This is a genomic window from Streptomyces sp. NPDC001292 (assembly GCF_042896465.1).
GTDB lineage: Bacteria > Actinomycetota > Actinomycetes > Streptomycetales > Streptomycetaceae > Streptomyces.
Genome location: NZ_JBIAXG010000031.1, coordinates 1 through 20,527, shown reverse-complemented (window position 1 = coordinate 20,527; position 20,527 = coordinate 1). Strand labels below are relative to the sequence as shown.

General features: G+C 70.0%; 14 protein-coding genes and 1 pseudogene. 10 read left to right on the top strand and 5 right to left on the bottom strand.

Annotation, left to right across the window (positions count from 1 at the left end; genetic code table 11):
- Window positions 1-155 precede the first annotated feature (155 nt).
- Genes ACFY4A_RS28095 through ACFY4A_RS28060 form a run of 8 tightly spaced genes read left to right on the top strand, consistent with a single transcriptional unit; the run spans window position 156 to window position 8,028 of the window.
- Window positions 156-1,241 (top strand): sugar ABC transporter substrate-binding protein, encoded by a 1,086-nt coding sequence (locus ACFY4A_RS28095; RefSeq protein WP_390832128.1) that lies wholly within the window; start codon window positions 156-158, stop codon window positions 1,239-1,241.
- The gene (locus tag ACFY4A_RS28090; RefSeq protein ID WP_390832127.1) at window positions 1,238-2,749 is read left to right on the top strand and encodes a sugar ABC transporter ATP-binding protein; all 1,512 of its coding nucleotides are present in this window, start codon (window positions 1,238-1,240) and stop codon (window positions 2,747-2,749) included. Before ACFY4A_RS28095 ends, ACFY4A_RS28090 begins: the two co-directional genes overlap by 4 nt.
- Window positions 2,742-3,770, top strand: a complete 1,029-nt coding sequence (locus tag ACFY4A_RS28085) for an ABC transporter permease (RefSeq protein ID WP_390832126.1) — start codon at window positions 2,742-2,744, stop codon at window positions 3,768-3,770. The genes ACFY4A_RS28090 and ACFY4A_RS28085 overlap by 8 nt, the downstream gene beginning before the upstream one ends.
- Window positions 3,771-3,808: 38 nt before the next feature.
- Window positions 3,809-5,149, top strand: a complete 1,341-nt coding sequence (locus ACFY4A_RS28080) for an L-fuconate dehydratase (protein WP_390832125.1) — start codon at window positions 3,809-3,811, stop codon at window positions 5,147-5,149.
- Window positions 5,146-5,901, top strand: coding sequence for an SDR family NAD(P)-dependent oxidoreductase (locus ACFY4A_RS28075; protein WP_390832124.1), 756 nt, complete (start codon window positions 5,146-5,148; stop codon window positions 5,899-5,901). Before ACFY4A_RS28080 ends, ACFY4A_RS28075 begins: the two co-directional genes overlap by 4 nt.
- Window positions 5,898-6,866, top strand: coding sequence for an aldo/keto reductase (locus tag ACFY4A_RS28070; protein ID WP_390832123.1), 969 nt, complete (start codon window positions 5,898-5,900; stop codon window positions 6,864-6,866). The genes ACFY4A_RS28075 and ACFY4A_RS28070 overlap by 4 nt, the downstream gene beginning before the upstream one ends.
- On the top strand, window positions 6,863-7,177 hold the full coding sequence (locus ACFY4A_RS28065) for an L-rhamnose mutarotase (RefSeq protein WP_390832122.1): 315 nt from the start codon (window positions 6,863-6,865) through the stop codon (window positions 7,175-7,177). The genes ACFY4A_RS28070 and ACFY4A_RS28065 overlap by 4 nt, the downstream gene beginning before the upstream one ends.
- Window positions 7,174-8,028 carry an amidohydrolase family protein gene (locus ACFY4A_RS28060; protein WP_390832121.1) on the top strand — a complete coding sequence of 285 codons (855 nt, stop codon included), beginning with the start codon at window positions 7,174-7,176 and terminating at the stop codon, window positions 8,026-8,028. The genes ACFY4A_RS28065 and ACFY4A_RS28060 overlap by 4 nt, the downstream gene beginning before the upstream one ends.
- On the opposite strand, the gene ACFY4A_RS28055 is transcribed toward ACFY4A_RS28060, so the two are convergent.
- The 4 genes from ACFY4A_RS28055 to ACFY4A_RS28040 form a co-directional block, all read right to left on the bottom strand.
- Window positions 8,001-8,225, bottom strand: a complete 225-nt coding sequence (locus tag ACFY4A_RS28055; RefSeq protein WP_390832120.1) for a DUF3224 domain-containing protein — start codon at window positions 8,223-8,225, stop codon at window positions 8,001-8,003. The genes ACFY4A_RS28060 and ACFY4A_RS28055 overlap by 28 nt on opposite strands.
- Window positions 8,226-8,338: 113 nt before the next feature.
- Window positions 8,339-10,621: an alpha-L-fucosidase gene (locus ACFY4A_RS28050; protein ID WP_390832119.1), complete on the bottom strand. Its 2,283-nt coding sequence runs from the start codon at window positions 10,619-10,621 to the stop codon at window positions 8,339-8,341.
- Window positions 10,622-10,652: 31 nt separating this feature from the next.
- Complete coding sequence (locus ACFY4A_RS28045) at window positions 10,653-12,860, bottom strand: family 20 glycosylhydrolase (RefSeq protein ID WP_390832118.1); 2,208 nt, start codon at window positions 12,858-12,860, stop codon at window positions 10,653-10,655.
- Window positions 12,861-13,094: 234 nt separating this feature from the next.
- Window positions 13,095-15,551, bottom strand: a complete 2,457-nt coding sequence (locus ACFY4A_RS28040; RefSeq protein ID WP_390832117.1) for a beta-N-acetylglucosaminidase domain-containing protein — start codon at window positions 15,549-15,551, stop codon at window positions 13,095-13,097.
- A 478-nt stretch (window positions 15,552-16,029) separates the two neighbouring features.
- Between ACFY4A_RS28040 and ACFY4A_RS28035 the strand changes: the two genes are divergently transcribed.
- A complete protein-coding gene (locus ACFY4A_RS28035; RefSeq protein WP_390832116.1) occupies window positions 16,030-18,822 on the top strand; it encodes a family 20 glycosylhydrolase in 2,793 nt (930 codons plus the stop codon).
- A gap of 251 nt (window positions 18,823-19,073) precedes the next feature.
- Window positions 19,074-19,292 (top strand): annotated as a pseudogene (locus ACFY4A_RS28030) (transposase); the annotation flags it as partial.
- 214 nt (window positions 19,293-19,506) lie between these two features.
- On the opposite strand, the gene ACFY4A_RS28025 reads toward ACFY4A_RS28030, so the two are convergent.
- The gene (locus tag ACFY4A_RS28025) at window positions 19,507-19,989 is read right to left on the bottom strand and encodes a hypothetical protein (RefSeq protein ID WP_390832115.1); all 483 of its coding nucleotides are present in this window, start codon (window positions 19,987-19,989) and stop codon (window positions 19,507-19,509) included.
- Between the last annotated feature and the right edge of the window lie 538 nt (window positions 19,990-20,527).

Genomic DNA, 20,527 nt, shown 5'->3' with positions numbered 1-20,527 from the left:
CTCCTGTCACCGTGCGCCGCAGTCTAGCCATCGATGTGGTCCGACCACTACGGCCGGAACGTGGGAAATCTTGGCGCAGAAGGGTGTTGTGAGCGCCAAGTGGTCTGATAAGTATGCGGTCAACTGCTCGATTTCGCTCGATGAGGAGCCGACAGATGGCCGGCAGCACAGCGCGGGACGGACGGCAAGGCAGGCGCTTCTCCTCGTGGGCGGTGCGCGCGACGGCTGCGGCCGCCTGCGGCACCCTGGCGCTCACGGCATGCGGCAGCACCAAGGACAGCGGCGCGGCGGGTGCCAAAGGGGACGGCAACGGCAAGGTCGGGGTGATCCTGCCCTTGCTGACCTCGCCGTTCTGGCAGTCGTACAACGACTACGTGCCGAAGATGGCCGCGTCCCAGGGCGTCGACGCACTGAAGACGGTCAACTCCAACAGTGACCCCTCGCAGCAGATCACCGACATCAACAACGAGCTCAACCAGGGCGTCAAGGGCCTCGTCGTCGCCCCGCTGGACAGCGCCGCCATCCAGGCCGGACTCGACCAGGCCGAGCGCAAGGGCGTCCCCGTGGTCGCCGTCGACGTGGCACCCGACAAGGGCAAGGTCGCCATGGTCGTGCGGGCCAACAACGTCGCCTACGGCGAGAAGGCCTGCCAGTACCTGGGCGCGCACATCCGCTCGGGCAAGGTCGTGCAGGTCATGGGTGACCTGGCCTCGGTCAACGGCCGTGAACGCTCGGAGGCGTTCCGCTCCTGCGTGCGGAAGAACTTCCCCCGGCTGAAGGTGCTGGAGATCCCCGCCAAGTGGGAGTCCGACACCGCCGCCTCCAAGCTCGACACGCTCCTGAACGCCAACCCCGACATCGAGGGCATCTATCTGCAGGCGGGCGGTGTCTACCTCGCGCCCACCCTGCAGACGCTGAAGTCCAAGAAGATGCTGAAGAAGGCGGGCACGGCCGGGCACATCGTCGTCGTCTCCAACGACGGCATCCCGCAGGAGTTCGACGCCATCCGCAAGGGTGAGATCGACGCCACGGTCTCGCAGCCCGCCGACGCCTACGCCAAGTACGGCATGTACTACATCAAGGCGGCGATGCAGGGCAGGACGTTCAAGCCGGGCCCCACCGACCACGGTTCCACGATCGTCAAGCTGCCCAGCGGCAACCTGGAGGACCAGCTGCCCGCGCCACTGGTCACCAAGGACAACGTCGACGACCCCAAGCTCTGGGGCAACACGGTCCGATGAGCAGCCCCGACACCACCCCGCTGGTCCAGGCGCGGGGCATCGTCAAGCGCTACGGCCCCACCGTCGCCCTCGCCGACGGCCGGCTCACCGTCCTGCCCGGCGAGTCCCACGCCCTCGTCGGCCGCAACGGCGCCGGCAAGTCCACCCTGGTTGCGGTGCTCACCGGCCTCCAGGCGCCCGACGAGGGCGAGGTCCGATTCGACGGTGAGCCCGCGCCCGCGCTCACCGACCGCGACGCCTGGCGCCGCAAGGTCGCCTGTGTGTACCAGAAGCCGACGGTCGTCCCCGAACTGACGGTCGCGGAGAACCTGTTCATCAACCGACAGCCCACGGGCCGCGGATCCCTCATCAGCTGGCGCCGGCTGAGGAGGCAGGCCGCCGACCTCCTGGACGCCTGGGACGTGCGCGTCGACCCGGAGGCCCGTACCCGCGAACTCAGGGTCGAGGACCGGCAGATGGTCGAGATCGCGCGGGCGCTGAGCTTCGGCGCGCGGTTCATCGTCCTCGACGAGCCCACCGCCCAGCTCGACAACCATGAGATCGAGCGGCTGTTCACGCGGATGCGCGCCCTGCAGGACTCCGGAGTCACCTTCCTGTTCATCTCACACCACCTCCAGGAGGTGTACGAGGTCTGCCAGACCGTCACCGTGCTGCGCGACGCTCACTGGATCACGACCGCGCCGGTCGCCGACCTGTCGCGCGCGGCCCTGGTGGAGGCGATGGCGGGGGAGTCGGTCGCGGAGCACGAGCGCAGGTACGTACGCGACGCGGACGCCGTCGGCACCCCCGTGGTGCTCGACGCGCGCGGGCTCACCTCCGAGGCGTACGCGGACGTCGACCTCACCGTCCGCGGTGGCGAGGTCGTCGGACTCGCCGGCTCCAGCGGCAGCGGCAAGATCGAGCTGGCCGAGACCTTCGCCGGACTGCACACCCCGACCGGCGGGGCTGCCGAACTCGACGGCAGGAAGCTCCCGTTCGGCGATGTGCGGGCCGCGCTCGGGGCGGGCGTCGGCTGTGTGCCCCGCGACCGGCACGAACAGGGTCTGGTCGCCGGCATGACGGTCGGCGACAACGCCACCATGAGCGTGCTGGACCGGCTCGGCCGCTTCGGCTTCGTCTCCACCGACGCCAAACGCGGTGTCGCCGGCGAACTGATCGAGCGCCTCGGCATCCATACCGAGGGCCCCGAACAGCCCGTGGCGGACCTGTCCGGCGGCAACGCGCAGAAGGTCGTCATGGCCCGCGCCCTCGCCTCCGACCCGCACCTGCTCGTGCTCATCAACCCCACCGCGGGCGTCGACGTGAAGTCCAAGGAGTCCCTGCTGGCGCGGATGGACAACGCCCGCGAGGACGGCACCGCCGTCCTCGTCGTCTCCGACGAACTCGACGACCTGCGCCGCTGCGACCGCGTCCTCGTCCTCTTCCACGGTCACGTCGTCGCCGAGCACCCGGCGGGCTGGCGCGACCACGAGCTGATCGCCTCCATCGAAGGAGTGGACCATGGCTGACACCAAGGCCGCTTTGCCGCTCGCGCCGCCACGCGCCGCCGCCGCGGGATCGGCCAGGGCGGTCCTGCTGCGCCGGGCCCGCGAACTCGCCCTGCTACCCGCGCTGTTGCTGCTGATGGTGCTCGGTACGGTCGTCAACGACTCGTTCCTCACCGAGCGCAACCTGATCTCGATCCTCGGCGCCTCCGCCGCCCTCGCCATGGTCGTGCTCGCCGAGTCCCTGGTGCTGATCACCGGCAAGTTCGACCTGTCCCTGGAGTCGGTCGTCGGTATCGCGCCGGCCGTGGGCGCCCTCCTCGTGCTCCCCTCGGACCAGTCCGGATGGGGCGTGAAGTTCCCGGCGCCGCTCGCCCTGCTCGCGATCCTGGTGGTGGGCGCGGTCGTCGGCCTCTTCAACGGCGTCCTCGTCGTCAGGTTCAAGCTCAACGCCTTCATCGTGACCCTGGCGATGCTGATCGTGCTGCGCGGTCTGCTGGTCGGTGCCACCAAGGGCAAGACGCTGTTCGGCATGCCCGCCAGCTTCTACTCCCTGGCCACCACCACCTTCCTGACCATCCCGTTGTCGGTGTGGGTGGCCGCCGTCGCCTTCGCGGTCGCCGGGCTCCTGCTGAAGTACCACCGCATCGGACGGGCCCTGTACGCCATCGGCGGCAACGCGGAGGCGGCCCGCGCGGCCGGCATCCGCGTGGAGCGGGTCATGCTCGGCGTGTTCGTCGCCGCGGGCGTCCTGGCCTCGGCCGGCGGGATCATGCAGACCGGCTACGTCGGCGCGATCAGCGCCAACCAGGGCCAGAACATGATCTTCACCGTGTTCGCGGCCGCGGTGATCGGCGGCATCAGCCTGGACGGCGGCAAGGGCACCATGTTCGGCGCCCTGACCGGCGTACTCCTGCTCGGCGTCGTGCAGAACCTGCTCACCCTCGCCCAGGTGCCGTCGTTCTGGATCCAGGCCATCTACGGCGGAATCATCCTGATCGCGCTCATGATCGCACGCGTGACGACGGGCCGTGCACAGGACTGACCGCGCCGGTTCCCCCGTCACCGACCGAAAGGCCATCCGTGTCCGCGACGCCCGCCCGCATCACCGCGGTCGACACCCACGACATCCGCTTCCCCACCTCGCGCGAGCTCGACGGCTCCGACGCCATGAACCCGGACCCCGACTACTCGGCGGCCTACGTCGTGCTGCGCACGGATGAGGACGGCGGAGAGGAGGGACACGGCTTCACCTTCACCATCGGACGGGGCAACGACGTCCAGGTCGCCGCGATCCACGCGCTGCGCCACCACGTGGTCGGACGCCTGGTCGACGACGTGTGCGGCGACCCCGGCTCGCTCTTCCGGGACCTGATCGGCGACAGCCAACTGCGCTGGCTGGGACCGGAGAAGGGCGTGATGCACATGGCGATCGGAGCGGTCGTCAACGCCGTGTGGGACCTCGCCGCCAAGCGCGCGCAACAGCCCCTGTGGCGGCTGCTCGCCGAGGCCGACCCCGAGTGGCTCGTGAGCCAGATCGACTTCCGCTACATCACCGACGCGCTCACCCCCGAGGAGGCGCTCCAGATCCTGCGCCGCGGCCGGGAGGGCGCGAAGGAGCGCACGACCCGGCTGCTCCAGCGTGGCTACCCCGCCTACACGACCTCGGCGGGCTGGCTCGGCTACGACGACGACAAGCTCACCCGGCTCGCCGCCCAGGCCGTCGCCGACGGCTTCACCCAGATCAAGCTGAAGGTCGGCGCGGACCTCGACGACGACGTGCGCCGCTGCCGTGTGGCCCGCACGGCCGTCGGGCCGGACATCCGTATCGCCATTGACGCCAACCAACGCTGGGGCGTGGCCGAGGCGATCCGCTGGACCAGGGCGCTCGCCGAGTTCGACCCGTACTGGATCGAGGAGCCCACCAGCCCCGACGACATCCTCGCCCACGCGGCGGTCCGCGAGGCCGTGGCCCCCGTGAAGGTCGCCACCGGCGAGCACGTGCACAACCGCATCGTCTTCAAGCAGATGCTCCAGGCAGGCGCCCTCGACGTGCTCCAGATCGACGCGGCGCGCGTCGCCGGCGTCAACGAGAATCTCGCGATCCTGCTGCTGGCGGCCAAGTACGGAGTCCCCGTCTGCCCGCACGCGGGCGGGGTCGGCCTGTGCGAACTGGTGCAGCATCTGTCGATGTTCGACTACGTCGCGGTCTCCGGCACCACCGAGGACCGGGTCATCGAATACGTCGACCACCTCCACGAGCACTTCCTGAAGCCGGTGGTGATCCGCGACGGTCACTACACGGCCCCCACCGCCCCGGGCTTCTCGGCCGCCATGCGGCCCGAGTCCATCGCGCGGTACACCTTCCCCGGCGGCACCTTCTGGGCCACCGACCCCGACCTGCAGAAGGGACATGCGGCATGAGCGGCTTCCAGGGACTCAGGGCGCTGGTGACGGGAGGCGCCTCCGGCATCGGCAGGGCGAGTGCCGAACTCCTCGCCGAGCGGGGCGCGCAGGTCGCCGTCCTGGACCTGGACCCGTCGTCCGTGGCGAAGCCGCTGCTCGCCTTCCGGGCCGACGTCACCGACGACACCTCGGTGCGCACGGCGGTCGAGCGGGCCGCCGAAGCCCTCGGAGGACTCGACGTCCTGGTGAACAACGCCGGCATCGGCGCCCAGGGCACCATCGAGGACAACGACGACGAGGAGTGGCGCCGCGTCTTCGACGTCAACGTCCTCGGCATGGTCCGCACCGCCCGCGCCGCCCTGCCGCACCTGCGCCGCTCCTCGCACGCGGCGATCGTCAACACCTGCTCCATCGCGGCCACCGCGGGACTGCCGCAGCGCGCCCTGTACAGCGCCACCAAGGGCGCCGTGTACTCGCTGACCCTGGCCATGGCCGCCGACCACGTCCGCGAGGGCATCCGCGTCAACTGCGTCAACCCAGGCACGGTGGACACACCGTGGGTCGGCCGCCTGCTGGACGCCGCCCCCGACCCGGCCGCCGAACGCGCCGCACTTCAGGCCCGCCAGCCCACCGGCCGGCTCGTCACCGCCGCCGAAGTCGCAGATGCCATCGCCTATTTGGCCGGCCCCCTGTCCGGCGCCACCACCGGTACCGCACTCGCCGTCGACGGCGGCATGCAGGGCCTGCGGTTGCGCCCGGCGGATCGGTGACCGCCCTGGGCCGCAGCGGCGTCGAGGTCAGCCCGCTGAGCTTCGGTGCCGCCGGGATCGGCAACCTCTACCGGCACGTCGGCGACGAGGAGGCGCACGAGGCGGTGGCCGCCGCCTGGGAGCGGGGCATCCGCTACTTCGACACCGCCCCGCACTACGGGCTCGGCCTGTCCGAGCGCCGCCTCGGCGCGGCCCTGCGGGAGTACGACCGCGCCCATTACACAGTCTCCACCAAGGTGGGCCGCCGCCTGGAGCCCGCCGACGGCACGGGCGACGACCTGGCCAACGGCTTCGCGGTACCCGCCACGCACCGCCGCGTCTGGGACTTCAGCGCCGACGGCATCCGCCGCAGCCTGGAGGCGAGCATGCACCGCCTCGGCCTGGACCACATCGACGTCGTCTACCTCCACGACCCCGACGATCACGCCGAGCAGGCCTTCCGCGAGGGCTATCCGGCGCTGGAGAAACTCCGTTCCGAAGGAGTGGTCGGGGCGATCGGCGCCGGCATGAACCAGTCCGCAATGCTCACCCGCTTCGTTCGCGACACCGACGTCGACGTGGTGCTGTGCGCCGGCCGCTACACTCTCCTCGACCAGAGCGCCCTCGCCGACCTGCTCCCGGCCGCCGCCGAGCGCGGCACGTCGGTCGTCGTCGGCGGCGCCTTCAACTCCGGTCTGCTGGCGGACCCGACGCCGACGTCGACGTACGACTACGCCAGAGCGCCCCAGGAGATGCTGGACCGAGCGCTGCGGCTGCAGGCGCTCGCCGGGCGGCATGGCGTCACCCTGCGTGCCGCCGCCCTTGACTTCTGCTCCGCACACCCCGCCGTGGCCAGCGTTCTGGTGGGTGTCGGCTCGGCCGCCGAAGTCCGCGACTGCGCGGAGCAGTTCGCAATCCAGGTCCCCGCCGCCTTCTGGCGGGAACTGCGCGAGACGGGTCTGCTGCCCACCGAGGAGTCGTCATGAAAGTCGCCCTGCACACCAAGGTCCGGCCCGACCGGATCGCCGACTACGAGGTCGTGCACCGGGAGGTCCCGGCCGAGCTGACCGCCGCCATCCGCGCCGCCGGAGCCACCTCCTGGACGATCTGGCGCAGCGGCACCGACCTCTTCCACCTATTGGAGTGCGAGGACTACCCCCGCCTCCTCGCCCAACTGGAGCGGCTGCCGGTCAACGTCGCCTGGCAGGCCCGCATGGCCGAGCTGCTCGACGTCGTGCACGACTACTCCCGCGAGGGCGCCGACGCGGGGCTGCCTGTCGTGTGGGAGCTGCCGTGACCGTGGACGCGCACCATCACGTCTGGGACCTGTCGATCCGCGACCAGGACTGGATCACGGGCCCTCGACTCCGGCCGATCAAAAGGAATTTCACCCTGGACGACCTGGAACCCCGGGCCGGGGCGGCCGGAGTGGCCCACACGGTCGTCGTCCAGACGGTCACCGTGCCGGAGGAGACCCCCGAACTGCTGGCTCTGGCCGCCGGGCACGATCTGATCGCGGGTGTCGTCGGCTGGACCGACCTCACCCGCCCCGATGTCGCCGACGAACTCGCCCGACTGCGCGCACTGCCCGGTGGCCGCTTCCTGAAGGGCATCCGCCACCAGGTGCAGGGCGAGCCCGACCCGGAATGGCTGCTGCGGGCCGACGTACGGCGAGGCCTGGCCGCCGTGGCCGACGCGGGCCTCGCCTACGACCTGGTCGTCCTGCCCCATCAGCTGGCGGCCTGCGCGGAGGCGGCCGCGATCCTGCCGGGACTGACCTTCGTCCTCGACCACCTGGGCAAGCCGCCCATCGCCTCCGGAGAGCTGGAGCCCTGGGCGAGCGCCGTGGCGGCGCTCGCCGGCCGGCCCAACACCGTCTGCAAACTGTCGGGCATGGTCACGGAGGCCGACCTCGCCGCCTGGAAAACGGCCGACCTGCGCCCCTACGCGGAGGTGGTGCTGGAGGCCTTCGGCCCGGACCGCCTGATGTACGGCTCGGACTGGCCGGTGTGCACCCTCGCGGCCCCGTACGAGGAAGTCCTGGCCACGGCCCGGGACCTGACCTCCGCGCTCACCGAGCACGAACGCACCGCGGTGTTCGAGGGGACGGCCACGCGCGTCTACAAACTGGCCCAGTCGAGCTCGTAGTCGAACCAGATCCGGTGCGTGCCGTCGGTGTCGATCGCCAGACCGCCGCTGCCGGTGATCCCGGCCAGCTCGCCGGTGCCGCCGGCGGGGACGAGGGTGAAGAACTCGGCCACGCGGTCGGTACCGGTCGTCGTGGCCGAGTGGACGAAGTGGAAGGTGCCCCGTCGCTCGTGCAGGGTGCCTTCGAACGACTCCATCGACACAAACGTGCCGACGCCGGACGCCTGGTCGTACGGGCCGCTGCCACCGCGCGCCGCGTCCTCATCGCCGACGAGCGATGAGGACGGGCGCCTGGGTCATCGCTCCTTGGTCAGCCTGCCGACCGTCCGCGCACCTGGACCTCGGCCAGTGACAACGGGTCGGTCGAGGAGGCGAGTTGGACGCGGACGTACCTGCCGGTGGTGTCCGCCGGGAGCTGCACGGAGGTGGGGCGTCCGGCCTGCCCCGTGACGTGGACCGCCGTCACGCCGGGCGTGGACCGGGCCGCGTCCAGGCCGTCCGCCGTGATGGGCCGGTCCGATGTCATGACCCAGAAGTCCCGGAGCCGGTTGGCGCAGCAGTCGGTGCGGTTCCAGATGTCGACCGTGGACAGGCGGGACGCGGTGCCGAGGTCCACCTGCCACCAGGCCTGGTCGGAGGGTTCCGCCGTGTGCGTCACGGACCCGGCGGAGAAGTTGCCGTCGGTGTTGCCGTCGACGGCCCGTGAGGCGGGTGCGTCCCAGGCCGTCGACTTCTGCGTCGCGGGCCGGCCCAGGGCGAGGTTCTCCAGCGCCACCGTCACCTGGAGGGTTGCGGTGGTCGTCAGGCGCCCGTTGCGCAGCGTGACCTTGATCGGGTACGTCCCCGGTGCGCTGTCGGAGGGCGCCGTCACCGTGAGCGGGATCCGGCTCTCGTCCGCCCCCTGCAGCGGGGCGACGCGGGTCGTGCCGGGGGAGACGGTCCAGCCGGCCGGTGCGTCGAGGGTGATGTCCGTCTGCGGCGCCTCGCTGCGGGACGTGTTGGTCACATCGAGCGTCCCCTGGACGGTCTGGCCCGGATGGATCTCCTTCGGCAGATCGGCCCGGGTGCGCAGCAGGGTGTGGACGCCCGGTGTGCTGATCTTGAAGACGTAGGCGTGCTTGCTGCTGGTGGCCGCGGGCCCGGCGGCCGGGGTGTCGACCACGACGCGTCCGGCGGAGTCCCGGTGCCAGGGGAGTTCCGCTCCGTCCGAGCCGAGCAGCGTGATGCGGGTGCTGTGGTCGGCCGGCACGTCCGGACCGAGGGTGAGGTGGTCGCCCGGCCAGCTGAGCGCGGTCGCGTAGAGGGCGCCGTCCTTGACCGTGTAGCGGACGTTGTCACCGCCGGCGGGTTCCTCGGCGTGGTTCCAGTACGTCGTGCCGTAGACGGCCTCGCCGTTGGTCTTCAGCCAGGCGCCGATGTCCCGGAGCCGCTGCTGCTGGAGTTCGGGGATGGTGCCGTCGGCGCGCGGGCCGATGTCGAGCAGCAGATTGCCGTTCTTGCTGACGATGTCGACCAGCGAGTCCACCAGCTGATCGGAGGTCAGGTAGTCGGCCTCGGGCTCGTTCTGGTTGTAGCCGTAGGAGTGCGCGATGCCCCGGCTGGCTTCCCACTTGACCGGGTCGATGTCGGCCTTGACCGTGTACTCGGGCGTCTGGAAGTCCAGTTCCGTGCTGTCCAGCGCGCCGGTCTGGATCTTGCAGCGGTTGGCCACGGCGACGTCCTTGGGGTGCGCGCGGTCCTTCGCCTGGTTGTAGAAGTGGGCGATGACGGGCGCCGTCTTCCAGTACGAGGCGGGCTTCTCCCACTGCCCGTCGCACCAGAGGATGTCCGGGTCGTAGTTGTCGATGAGCTCGCGCATCTGCGGCGCCATGTAGTCGTTGACGTAGTCGGCGACCTGCGGTGCTCCGGTGTAGGGCACGGTGGCCCCGGTGTAGGGGTTGCGCACCGGCTTGCCCGTGTACGAGGGGTTGTACCACTCGTACAACGAGTAGTAAAAGCCCGTCCTGAGCTTGCCGTCCTTGCGTGCGGCCTTGAACAGATCGCCGGCCAGGTCGCGCCTGGGGCCCAGGTCCACGGTGTCGCGGCCGCTGACCTTGCTGTCGAAGAGGGCGACGCCCTCGTGGTGCTTGGAGGTCAGCACGAAGTACTTGGCGCCCGCGTCGTCGAACAGCTTGACCCAGGCGTCCGGGTCGAACTTCTCGGCCTTCCACTGGCCGATGAAGCTGTCATAGGGGGTGTTGGCCCCATAGGTGTCGCGGTGGTGGGCGTTCGTGGGGCTGCCCGGAGAGTTCATGTAGTTCCAGTACCACTCGGCGTAGCTGCCGCGTGGGCCCCAGGCGGGCACCGAGTAGGCGCCCCAGTGGATGAAGATGCCGAACTTGTCGTCGTTGAACCACCGGGGGGTGGGGTGGCTGTTGAGCGAGGCGACCGTGGGCTCGTAGTCGGGCTGCGGCTGCGTCACCGCCTGCTGTCCGGGCCCGCTCGCCGTGGGGGAGGCCCCGATGGTGGTGGCGATGGCGGCCAGCGCGGCCGCGCAACTGACGGCGGTGCGTCTTGTGCGGCGTCCACGGTGCCTGTCACGTTGCCGGATCACTGTGCTCCTCCTTGTTCGTCAACGCTCGCGGTCAAGGGCGGTAGTCGGCGTAATGGGCCTGGAGCTGACCGGGATCGAGTGCTTCGTCCCAGGTGAAGAGCTCGTCGAGATCTCCGCGCAGGCTTGCCTTCGGGGTGCCGATCGAGCGCAGCGGCAGCGGCACGGAGGCGTCGACGGTGCCCACGCGCGTGCCGTCCGCGTACAGCGTGGTGTGCCCGGGTTCGGTCACCCAGGTCAGCTGGACCCACTTCCCGAGGGGCAGGGTGTAGTCGAAGCTGAAGTCGGCGACGCCGTAGTGGGTGAAGCCGACCTTGCCGGTGCCGTACTGCTGGAGCTTGAGCGCGCCGGTGCGCGAGCTGAGCAGCACCTGGTCGCTGGTGCGGCCGGAGAGCCGGACCCAGGTCGACACGGTCCACGGCTCGGCTACGTCCAGCCCGCCGAATCCCACGCCGTCGCGGTCGCTGTCGTAGCTGAAGGCCTGACCGCGTACACCGTCGTCGATCAGCGTCGGGTTGTTGATGATGTACGAGGTACCGGGCAGGTCGCCGGCGACGTCCTCGGCCATGATCGTGTTCGGCGGACGGCTGGCGTAGGTCCAGCCACTCGGGTAGGGCGCGGAGTCGAAGGTCCAGTGGTGGCTGGGGCGGCCGTCGTCGGTCCTGGGCGGCTCGGACGTGGTCGTCACGCCGGGCGGGTCGCCGAGCACGGCCACGCGGGCGCGGAAGTCGCTCAGAGTGTCGGTGGGGGCCGAGGCGTTCCAGGCCCGGTCGGCCAGGATGGCGCGGCCCGCGGCCATGTTCTGCTCGAAGTAGCCGTCGGCGGCCCAGAAGTTGTAGTCGGCCCAGTTCATCAGCCCGGAGCCGAGCATGTCCGGGGCGGTGCTCGGCATCCAACTTCCGTACATCCAGGACTCGTTCGGATAGAGGTTGTGGTAGTTGTTCGGCGTCACGTAGAAGGGCCCGATGGCGATCTCGTCGTGGTTCGGGATCGCGGGCGTGCTCCCCGTCCCCTCCCAGGTGAGGAAGACCACCGAGGAGTGCACCGACTGCTGCGGTGCGGCGAGGTGCTCGGAGCCGTTGTAGACCGCGGTGCGTTTGCCGTGGCGGGTCACGACGTCGTCGAGGGCGTTGATGTACGCGTTCAGCGCGTCGCCCATCGTGGTGACCGTCGGATCGGCGTCCAGGTACCGCTTCAGCCGGGGGCAGTTGGCGAGTTGGCCGGGCAGTTCGTCCGCGCCGATGCTGAACAGCGGCGCGTCGAACCAGCCCGCGAACTCGTCCACGATGCTCCGGGTCACCTGGAGCGTGCGCGGGTTGGTGAGGTCGAGGATCCAGTCCGGCGTGAGGTGGGAGTGCGTGTGCGCCCCGGTGCACGGGTCGGGCCCGTCAACGAAGCCGATCCCGAACGCCTTGCTGATCACCGTCGCGTGTCCCGGGACGTCGATGCCGGGCATCAACTGCACGTGCTGCTGGGCGGCCACCGCCTTCAGCCGCTCGATGTCGGTGCGGTCGTAGCTGTGCGCGGGATCGGCGAGCCCGGGGAACTTGCGGCTGAAGAGCCGGAAGCCCTCCGCGTCCGAGAACTGCAGGAACAGGGTGTTGAACTTGAGGTAGCCCATCCTGCGGATGAGATTCTCGAGGTAGCCCGGCTGCCAGTACTTGCGTCCGGCGTCCAGCATGACCATGCGCACCTGCTGGGCGGGCCGGTCGAGGCTGCGGCCGCGCGGTACGGCCCGGTGCTGCGGGTCGGCCCGCAGCATCTGGAGCAGCGTCCTCGTTCCGTAGAACAGTCCGTGGGTGGAGGCTGCTTCGACACGGATCACGCCGGAGCTGGCGAACCGATAGCCCTCGGCGCCGAGCGCGGTGTCGTCGGCCAGCCCGAGCAGGATGTCGCCGTCGGCCGGATCGTCCTCATCGCTCGTGACGCGTAGCCGCAGCCCTGTGACCTGCTGGATCTCGGCACGCAGCGTCATGGCGAGTTCCTGCACCGTCTGCCGGGCCGGTCCCGGCAGCTCCGCGCTGCCCGCCTCGGTCTGCGTGCGCGAGCGCGCCCGCGGGTCCACGACGATCCGCGAGCCGGCAGTGAGGGAGACGGCGCCGCCCAGACCGCTCCAGGCCGTCGGTCTCGGGACGACAGGCGGCGGATCGGCTGCCGACCCGTCTGCCAGCGCGGGTTGCCCGCCCAAAGATCCGATGACCACCGCGAGGACCAGCGCAAGAATGACCGATATTCGGCGCACAGCCGCCTCCTGGGGCAGATTGATTGGGCGAAAGGTAGTCGCGAGGTATGGCGCCTACAAGAGGACGGATGCGTGAAGATGGCGTGAAGTGGCGGGATCCGCGCACAATCACGCACCGCGGGCCCATCCTCAGCTCGCCTTCCGCCACCTCCGGATTGCGGGCTCAGGTCCGGTACGCGGCCGTCCCGCTCGGGGCGGCCGCGTAGGATCCGGGCGGTGTGTGAGCCGGCGGTGTCAGCCCTGCTGCACGCGGCCGAGGACCTCGACCTCGGCCATGTTGAGCTCGACAGGGGTCTTGCTGGCGAGCCACACCCGCACGTAACGGCCCCGGGCGTTGGTCTCGATGGTGGTGGGGCTTGCGGCCTGGTCGGTCTCGTGGTGGCTCCAGACGCCCGCCTTGCCGAGCTGATCCGCGAGCGTTCCGGAGAAGGGCTGGTCGGAGACCAGGACGTAGTAGTCCTTCGTCCTGTCCGCGCAGCAGTCCGTCCGGTTGTAGATCTTGATCTTCTCGAGGTCGGCGCTCGATCCGAGGTCGACCTGCCACCACGGCTGCGCCTCGCGACCGCTGGTGGTGGAGAAGTTGAAGCGGTCACCGTCGACGGACTTGCCGGCGCTGAAGGGGAACGTGCCGCCCCAGTCGTAGTCGGAGATCTGGGTCGCCGTCTTCCCTCGGGCGAGCTCCCTGAGGGGCGGCAGCCCCATCGACTCGTCGTGGAGGTTCTCCACCCGCGTGACGAAGTCCTCGATGAACGGATCACCGATCTTCACCTGGCCGTGCTGGTGGTGCTCCGCCGGGTCGACCGTGATCCGAGAGGCGGCGGCTGCGACGGAGTCCATGGACTTGCGCTCCTCGGCCGCCTCGGCCGGGTTCCCGGCATCGATCGCGGCGAGGGTGTTCAGTCCGTGCTCCATCGCCTGTCCCCACAGTTGCGTGGCGTCCAGCCAGCGGGAGGCGTCGGAGAGGAACAGCTTGTCGGGCACGCCCTCCCGGATGACGGCCGGCGCCCGCGTGACCGCGCGCACGGACGGGCGGAATCCGCTGATCGCGGCCCGCGCATCGGTTCCGTACGCGTCCCAGAACCGTTCCAACTCGGCGCTGAACAGCGGTGCCTGGGGCTGCCACAGCTCGGAGCCGAAGGTCGGGGCCGCATGATTGAGATCGACGAACACCTGCACTGCGTCGGCCGTACGACGGTCCCCCGCGGCGAGGTGGAGAGCGGCCTGGCGTCCGGAGCGGTCCCGGTCATAGCCCCGGTCGTTCCAGGAGAAGTCCGACATGGTGAAGACCGCGAGCTTGCTGGCGGCCTCCTGGTTCATCGGGTTGGAGACGATGCCGCTGAGGTGGTCGGACAGACCGGGCTCACGCTTGTCGTACGGCGCCAGCAACAGTCGACCCGCGGTCCGGCCGAAGTCGTTGACCGGGTAGTTGTCCCACACGAAGACCTTCCGTCCGAACAGTTCGGCGGCCTTGGACGCCTGGGCGTTCGTGATCTCCCGCGGCACCACGTCCGTCCCGGTCCACATCACCTGCACCGCGGGGTCGAGCGTGGCACGGATCGTCTGCTTGTACGCGGTGTCGGTCAGATCGCCGTACTCCGTGGGCACCATCTGCAGCGGATTGGCCCCGTTCCGCTTGGCAACGAAATCGCGCTGTACCGTGTTCAGCAGGCTCACCTGGGCGCGGGCCGCTGCGCCACGGCCCGGCGCGCCGAACTTCTCCCCGTCTCCGGGACAGTTCCAGCGGGTGTAGCTGATGTCGTCCAGCGGGATCGAGAACGACCGCACGCCCGCGTCGTACATCGCCTGCAACTTGTCGGTGAGCGCCTTGGTGTCGGCGGGGTCGGAGTAGCAGATGGACGCACCGGGTGAGACGGCGAAGGTGAAGCGTACGTGGTCGGCCCGGGCACGGTCGATCAGTTCGCGCAGCTCGGCGAGCTTGGCCGGCGGGTAGGGCTCGCGCCACTTGTCCCGGTGATACGGGTCGTCCTTCGGGGCATAGACATAGGTGTTGGACTTCATCTCGCCGAGGAAGTCCATGTGGTCCAGACGCTCGGCCGCCGTCCACGGCGGGCCGTAGAAGCCCTCGATGGTGCCCCGCAGCGGCATCGACGGGAAGTCACTGACCTGAGCTCCCGCCACCTTCCAGTTCTCCTCGCCGCGTTGAAAGAGCTGGCGCAGGGTCTGCACGGCGTAGAACTGGCCCGCGGCGTCCGTGCCCCCGAGAGCGATCTCCGGGTGCGACTCCCGTCCCGTGACCCGCAAAGCGTAGCCCTCCGCATGGCCGGGCACGGCGGTGTCACCCAACGCCTTTGCGACGTCCGGACGATCGGCGGATCCGAGCCTGACGGTGAGCAGCCCCTCGGACGCCTGCGGGACGCTGCCAGGAGAAACGTTGTCAACGCGCGAGGCGCCGTGCTTCTCGAGCACGCGGACGAGGCGGTCGCGGGCGGCTGCATCCGTGTGTGCGTCCGCGACCACGAGCACCCGGCCGGTGACGGCCACGTCGTCGCCCGAACGGGACATGGACTGCGGCGTCGGAGAGACCGGCGGCAAGGGACGGTCGCCGGCCGAGGCGGCGCCCCGCGCCGCCGTGGGTTCCGCGGCCTGGGCGCCGGCTCCGGACGTGAGCACCCCGAGCGTCACACAGCTTGCCATGGCGATCACGCCGAAGGCAGTTCTGCGCCTTCTCATGAAATCCTCCAGCTGGTCTAGACCACTATTGGGTCCTGAAGAGGCTACTGGCCGGACTCGGCCCACTGTCAAGGCATTCGGTCTCTCGGCCGTAGCGGGTGCCGGTGCCGAACCACAGGACACGGGTGCCGCCCGGGGCGAGCCGGGGCGGCTCACCGTCAGGTCGGCGGCCCGGGTGACCGGGCCGGCCCCCAGGTGACGCTCTGTCTTCCCGCGCCTCTGCTGGTGCCGGGCGAGAACACCGTGACCCTGCTGGAGCCGGAGCGCTTCCGAGAACGGATCGAGCCGCGCGACGAGCCGGAACTGGGTGGGCCGAGGAGTACGTCGAGACCTTCTTCGTGTAAAGGGACTAGACCACTCCGGTCCGTGGCGCTAAGTTGCTCGAAACTGAATGGAGCTCAGGCTTTTCAAGCATGTACGTGCATCGCTGATTGCCCTCCAGGGAGTCCCCGTGCCATTGCGAGTGAAGAGAAGTCCTGTGCCGTCCCGCTGTCGCGCTCCGCGTCTGCTGGTCGCGGCGGTCCTCACGATCCTGGTTGGCCCGGCGGGTGTGCCCGCGGCAGCCAGTGCCGAGCAGGCCCCGCCCGCGGCGCCGGCCACCGCGCTCGTCCCGCGCCCGGTCGTCGTGGAACATGCGGCTGGCGAGGAGCCGTTCGTCCTGCGTCCCTCCCTCGCCGTCGTCGCACACGGCGCAGCGGCCCGCGTCGGTGAGCAACTCGCCGTAGAACTGCGGAAAGCGACCGGATTCCGGGTACCGGTGCGCGGGCACGACGGCGGCAACGCCATCCGCATCTCGGTGGACCCGGCGGCGAAGTACACCGTCGACGGCGCCGCACCCACCGCCGAGTCGTACGTCCTGGACGTGGACCGCCGTAGCGTGTCGATCACTGCGCGCACCGGCCACGGCGCGTTCAACGGCGTTCAGAGCCTGCGTCAGCTCCTGCCCGCGTGGGCGGAGTCGCCGACCCCTGTCGTCACCGACTGGCGCGTGCCCGCGACGCACATAGAGGACGCGCCACGCTTCTCCTACCGCGGTGTCATGCTCGACGTGGCCCGCTCGTTCCAGGACGTCGACGACGTCAAGCGCTACATCGATACGTTGTCCCGGCTGAAGATGAGCGTGCTGCACCTGCACCTCGCCGACGACCAGGGCTGGCGGATCGAGATCACCAACGACGGCAAGGCCCCGGGCGACCCGATCGACTACGGCAGACTGCACCGCGAGTCGGGCGCGACCGCGATGAACCAGCAGGGCCACCGGGCCGAACTGGGCCGCACCGGCTACTACACGCAGCAGCAGTACCGTGACATCGTCGCCTACGCGAGGGAGCGGTTCGTCACCGTCGTTCCCGAAGTCGACATTCCCGGGCACACCAACGCCGCCCTGCACGCGATTCCCCAGCTCAACACCAGCAGGTCCCTGCCCGCGCCCGACTCCGGAACCGGCGTCGTGGACTGGAACGGCACCGGCAACGTCGGCTATTCCGCACTCGACGAGCGCCACGACCTCACCTACACCTTCGTCGAGCACGTCTTCCGCCAGCTGGCCGAGATGACCGGCGGCCCGTACGTGCACATCGGCGGCGACGAGTCCCACGCGATGGGCCACACCCGCTACGTCGACTTCGTCAACCGCGCGGTGCCCCGTATCAAGGCCGCCACGGGCGTCGGCACGATGGGCTGGACGGAGTACGCCGAGGCCGGACTCTCCCAGCAGCCCGGTTTCTGGGACGGTTCGGTCGTGCAGTACTGGGTCGGTTCCGGCGACTGGGTGCGGGACTTCGTCGCCAAGGGCGGCAAGGCCGTGGTGTCTGCCGCGGGCGCCGCCTACCTGGACCAGAAGTACACCAAGGACACCCCGATCGGCCTGACGTGGGCCTGCAGCGGCACCTGCGACTTCCAGCGCTACTACGGCTGGGACCCGACGACTACGGTGTCCGGCGGCATTCCCGAGGCGGCCGTGCTTGGCGTCGAGGGCCCGCTGTGGTCGGAGACGGTGCGCGGCGGCGATCAGGCGCAGTTCCTGACGCTGCCACGAGCGGCCGCGATCCTGGAGACCGGCTGGACGCCCGCGGCGCACAAGGACGTGGCCGGCTTCGCCGCTCGCCTCGCCCTGGTGGGCCCGCGCCTGACCGTGGCGGGTGCCAACTTCTACGAGAGCCCCGGTGCCCGGTGGGCCGCCACCGTCGCCGGCACCGACGCCGTCGCCCCGCGCGGAGTCACCGCCCGGCTCGGGCTGGGCCTCGTCGCCGCCCCCGGCACCAAGGCCTCCGACGACGGCACCCGGATCGTCCCGGACACCGCGGCAACCGACGGCGACCCCGCCTCGTCCAGCGTCCTGACCGAGCCCCTCACCGCGACCGCGCAGTGCGGTGACCGGGTCCTGCCGGTGACGTTCACCCAGAGCCGGGCCCGGGACTCGCTCCACAGCGCAGGCCTCTACACCGCAGGCGTCAAGGCGGCCTTCACCCGGAACACGACCTGCCTGCTCACCCCGTCGGTGGGCGACCCGGTGTCCGTCCGCGTCCAGCCGAGCGACACGCCCTCCGGCGCCGATCACGCTCCGGCCGCCCCGGCGCTCTCGGCACCGCGGGACGTCAAGGCCGGAACGTGGGTCCCACTGAAGCTGACCGGTTTCGAGCCCGGCTACGTCGACATCCGCATCGACGACAGGACTCTCTACACGGTGCGCGCCGACGCGGACGGACGGTTCGCCCGCCACGGCGTCATCCCGGCTGCGACCTACGACGGCACGCACACCATCAGCGCCGTCCAGGGCGACCGCTCGGCACGCGCCACCGTGTCGGTCGAATCCGCCCTGCGCCCGCTGCCGGATCTGATCGACCAGTCCACGCTCCGCGTGCACGACGTCGACAGCCAGGAGACCGTCGGCGAGAACGGAGCCGCCACGAACGCCATCGACGGCGACCCGAACACCTTCTGGCACACCCAGTGGTACAGCGCCGCGCCCGGCTTCCCCCACCACATCACCCTGGACCTGGGGAAGACGTACGACGTCACGGGCCTGCAGTACACACAGCGGCAGAACGCCCGCAACGGCAGGATCCAGGACTACCGGATCGCGGTGTCCGCCGACGGCACCACCTGGACGGAGGTGGCCAACGGCTCCTTTACCGAGGCGCTCACCCCCCAGAACGCCGAGTTCAGCGCCACCCGCGGCCGGTATGTACGCCTGACGGGCCTCAACTCCCCGGCAGTCAACGCCTTCGCCGGCGCCGCGGAGATCAACGTCGGAGGCCGCCCCGCCTGAGACCGGTACGCGGACGCGACGCGCCCCGATGCCGAGCGGGGGAGAGGCCCGGCATCGGAGGCGGCCCCAGGACGAGGTTCCACCGAGAGGAGCACGCGCACGAGGGAGCAGTCGAGAGTGAGCCGTCTGGGCTTTGTGGTCGCTGGCCCTCAGCGAGCGGTCCCTGCTGCTTGACCTGGGGCGCGTATCGAGTCGTGATCAATCTGCGGGATTCGCCCTCGCGGCGGGTCTGGACCGGTAGCCCTTCTCGCGTGACGCGAGTGCAACTGGACGAGGAAGAACGGGAGTTCATCGGGCCGTACCCGCCGATCGGCGAGTACGGCCCGTACCCCGAGCGGCTACGGCAGCAGTTCGAAGGCGTGATCTGGCGGTTCAAGACCGGCGGGCAGTGGCGGGAGATGCCGGCCGAGTTCGAGGCCTGGCCGACCGTCCACAACCGCTTCCGGCAGTGGCGCGACGCCGGCGTCTTCGGCCTACCCATAGCGCCGCGCAGCCGTCTGGATCGGAGACCGGTCCCGTGCGGGAGGAGCGGCGAGGCATCCGGCGCCGGCGAAGACGCCGGCTGAAGGCCGCTCTCGCCCGCTCGACCTCACTGGGTCGGGCGGGAGTGGGCTGGGCGGACGCGGGTTTCGTGGGGTTGCCGGCCGTGTTGCTGATGCTGCGCCGGCTGGGCGGTGCTCCGGGTCATAGTGCTCCGCTGAGGTCTCTGTCGAAGTCGGGGCGGTTGGGTGTGGTGATGTTGTCGCTGGTGGTGGTCCATCTGTGGCTGAAGGCGACGGGGATGTTCAGGGCGAGGAAGTTCTTCCCGTCTCCTGTTCGGGCGCGTAGGTGGAGTCGGTGTCTGGCCACGGGTACGGCTGTGGGGATGTGCAGGTTCCAGGTCTGTTTCCACGGCCCGGCGGGTGGTTGGGTGTCACCCGAGAGGTGCGTGCCCATGCTTGCCAGCAGTTCGGGCAGCTTGAAGCTTTTGTCCAGTATTTTCATGGGACCGATCTTCATGATGACCCTGCAGGTGACCTGGGTGAGGTCGACCGTCTCTTTGAGGTAGCTGTCCATTTCCCAGCGGACTTGGTGTCCAAGGCGCGGCATTGCGGGGGTGCACGTGATGTCGAGGATCTCCATGACGTAGGTGCCGTCACTCGCGTCCTCCACCAGGCGATTGTTCATGTCACTCATCCCGTGGTGTCTTGGGTGGGGAATGTGCCCTGTGGTCGCGTGGCGTGCCGCTCTGTCCTGGGTCCGTGTGCTTTGCTTGCGGTCGGGGCCGGGTGAAGGGACCTGCACCAGGTGTGCGGCTTTCGCTTTCGTCACCCGTCGGGCTCACCCGGCCGCTGCGAAGGAAACCGGTGGCCGTTGCTGGGGAACACCGCCAACGGGGGTGTTCCAGCGGGAATCTGCTGGGGAGTGAGAGTGAGCCGGTGATGCAGGAGGACGTGAGCGTGGGCGGTCTCGCAGCGCCTTCCGCCGGTTTTGGGATGGCGTGCAAGGTGTGTGGACCGTCGGGCATGGGGCAGGTGTGGGCACCACGTGCCGGGTGCCCCGGGGGGTCTGAGGCCAGAACCCCGGCCCGATTACGGCGGGCCGGGGTTCTATGTGGTGCGCATGGGTGTGGCTGGGTTTAGAACTCGTCGAAGTCGAAGTCTTCCCCGTGGTGGCGCTTGATCACCCGGAAGCTGCCCACCACTCCGTCCTTGACGTGGACGCC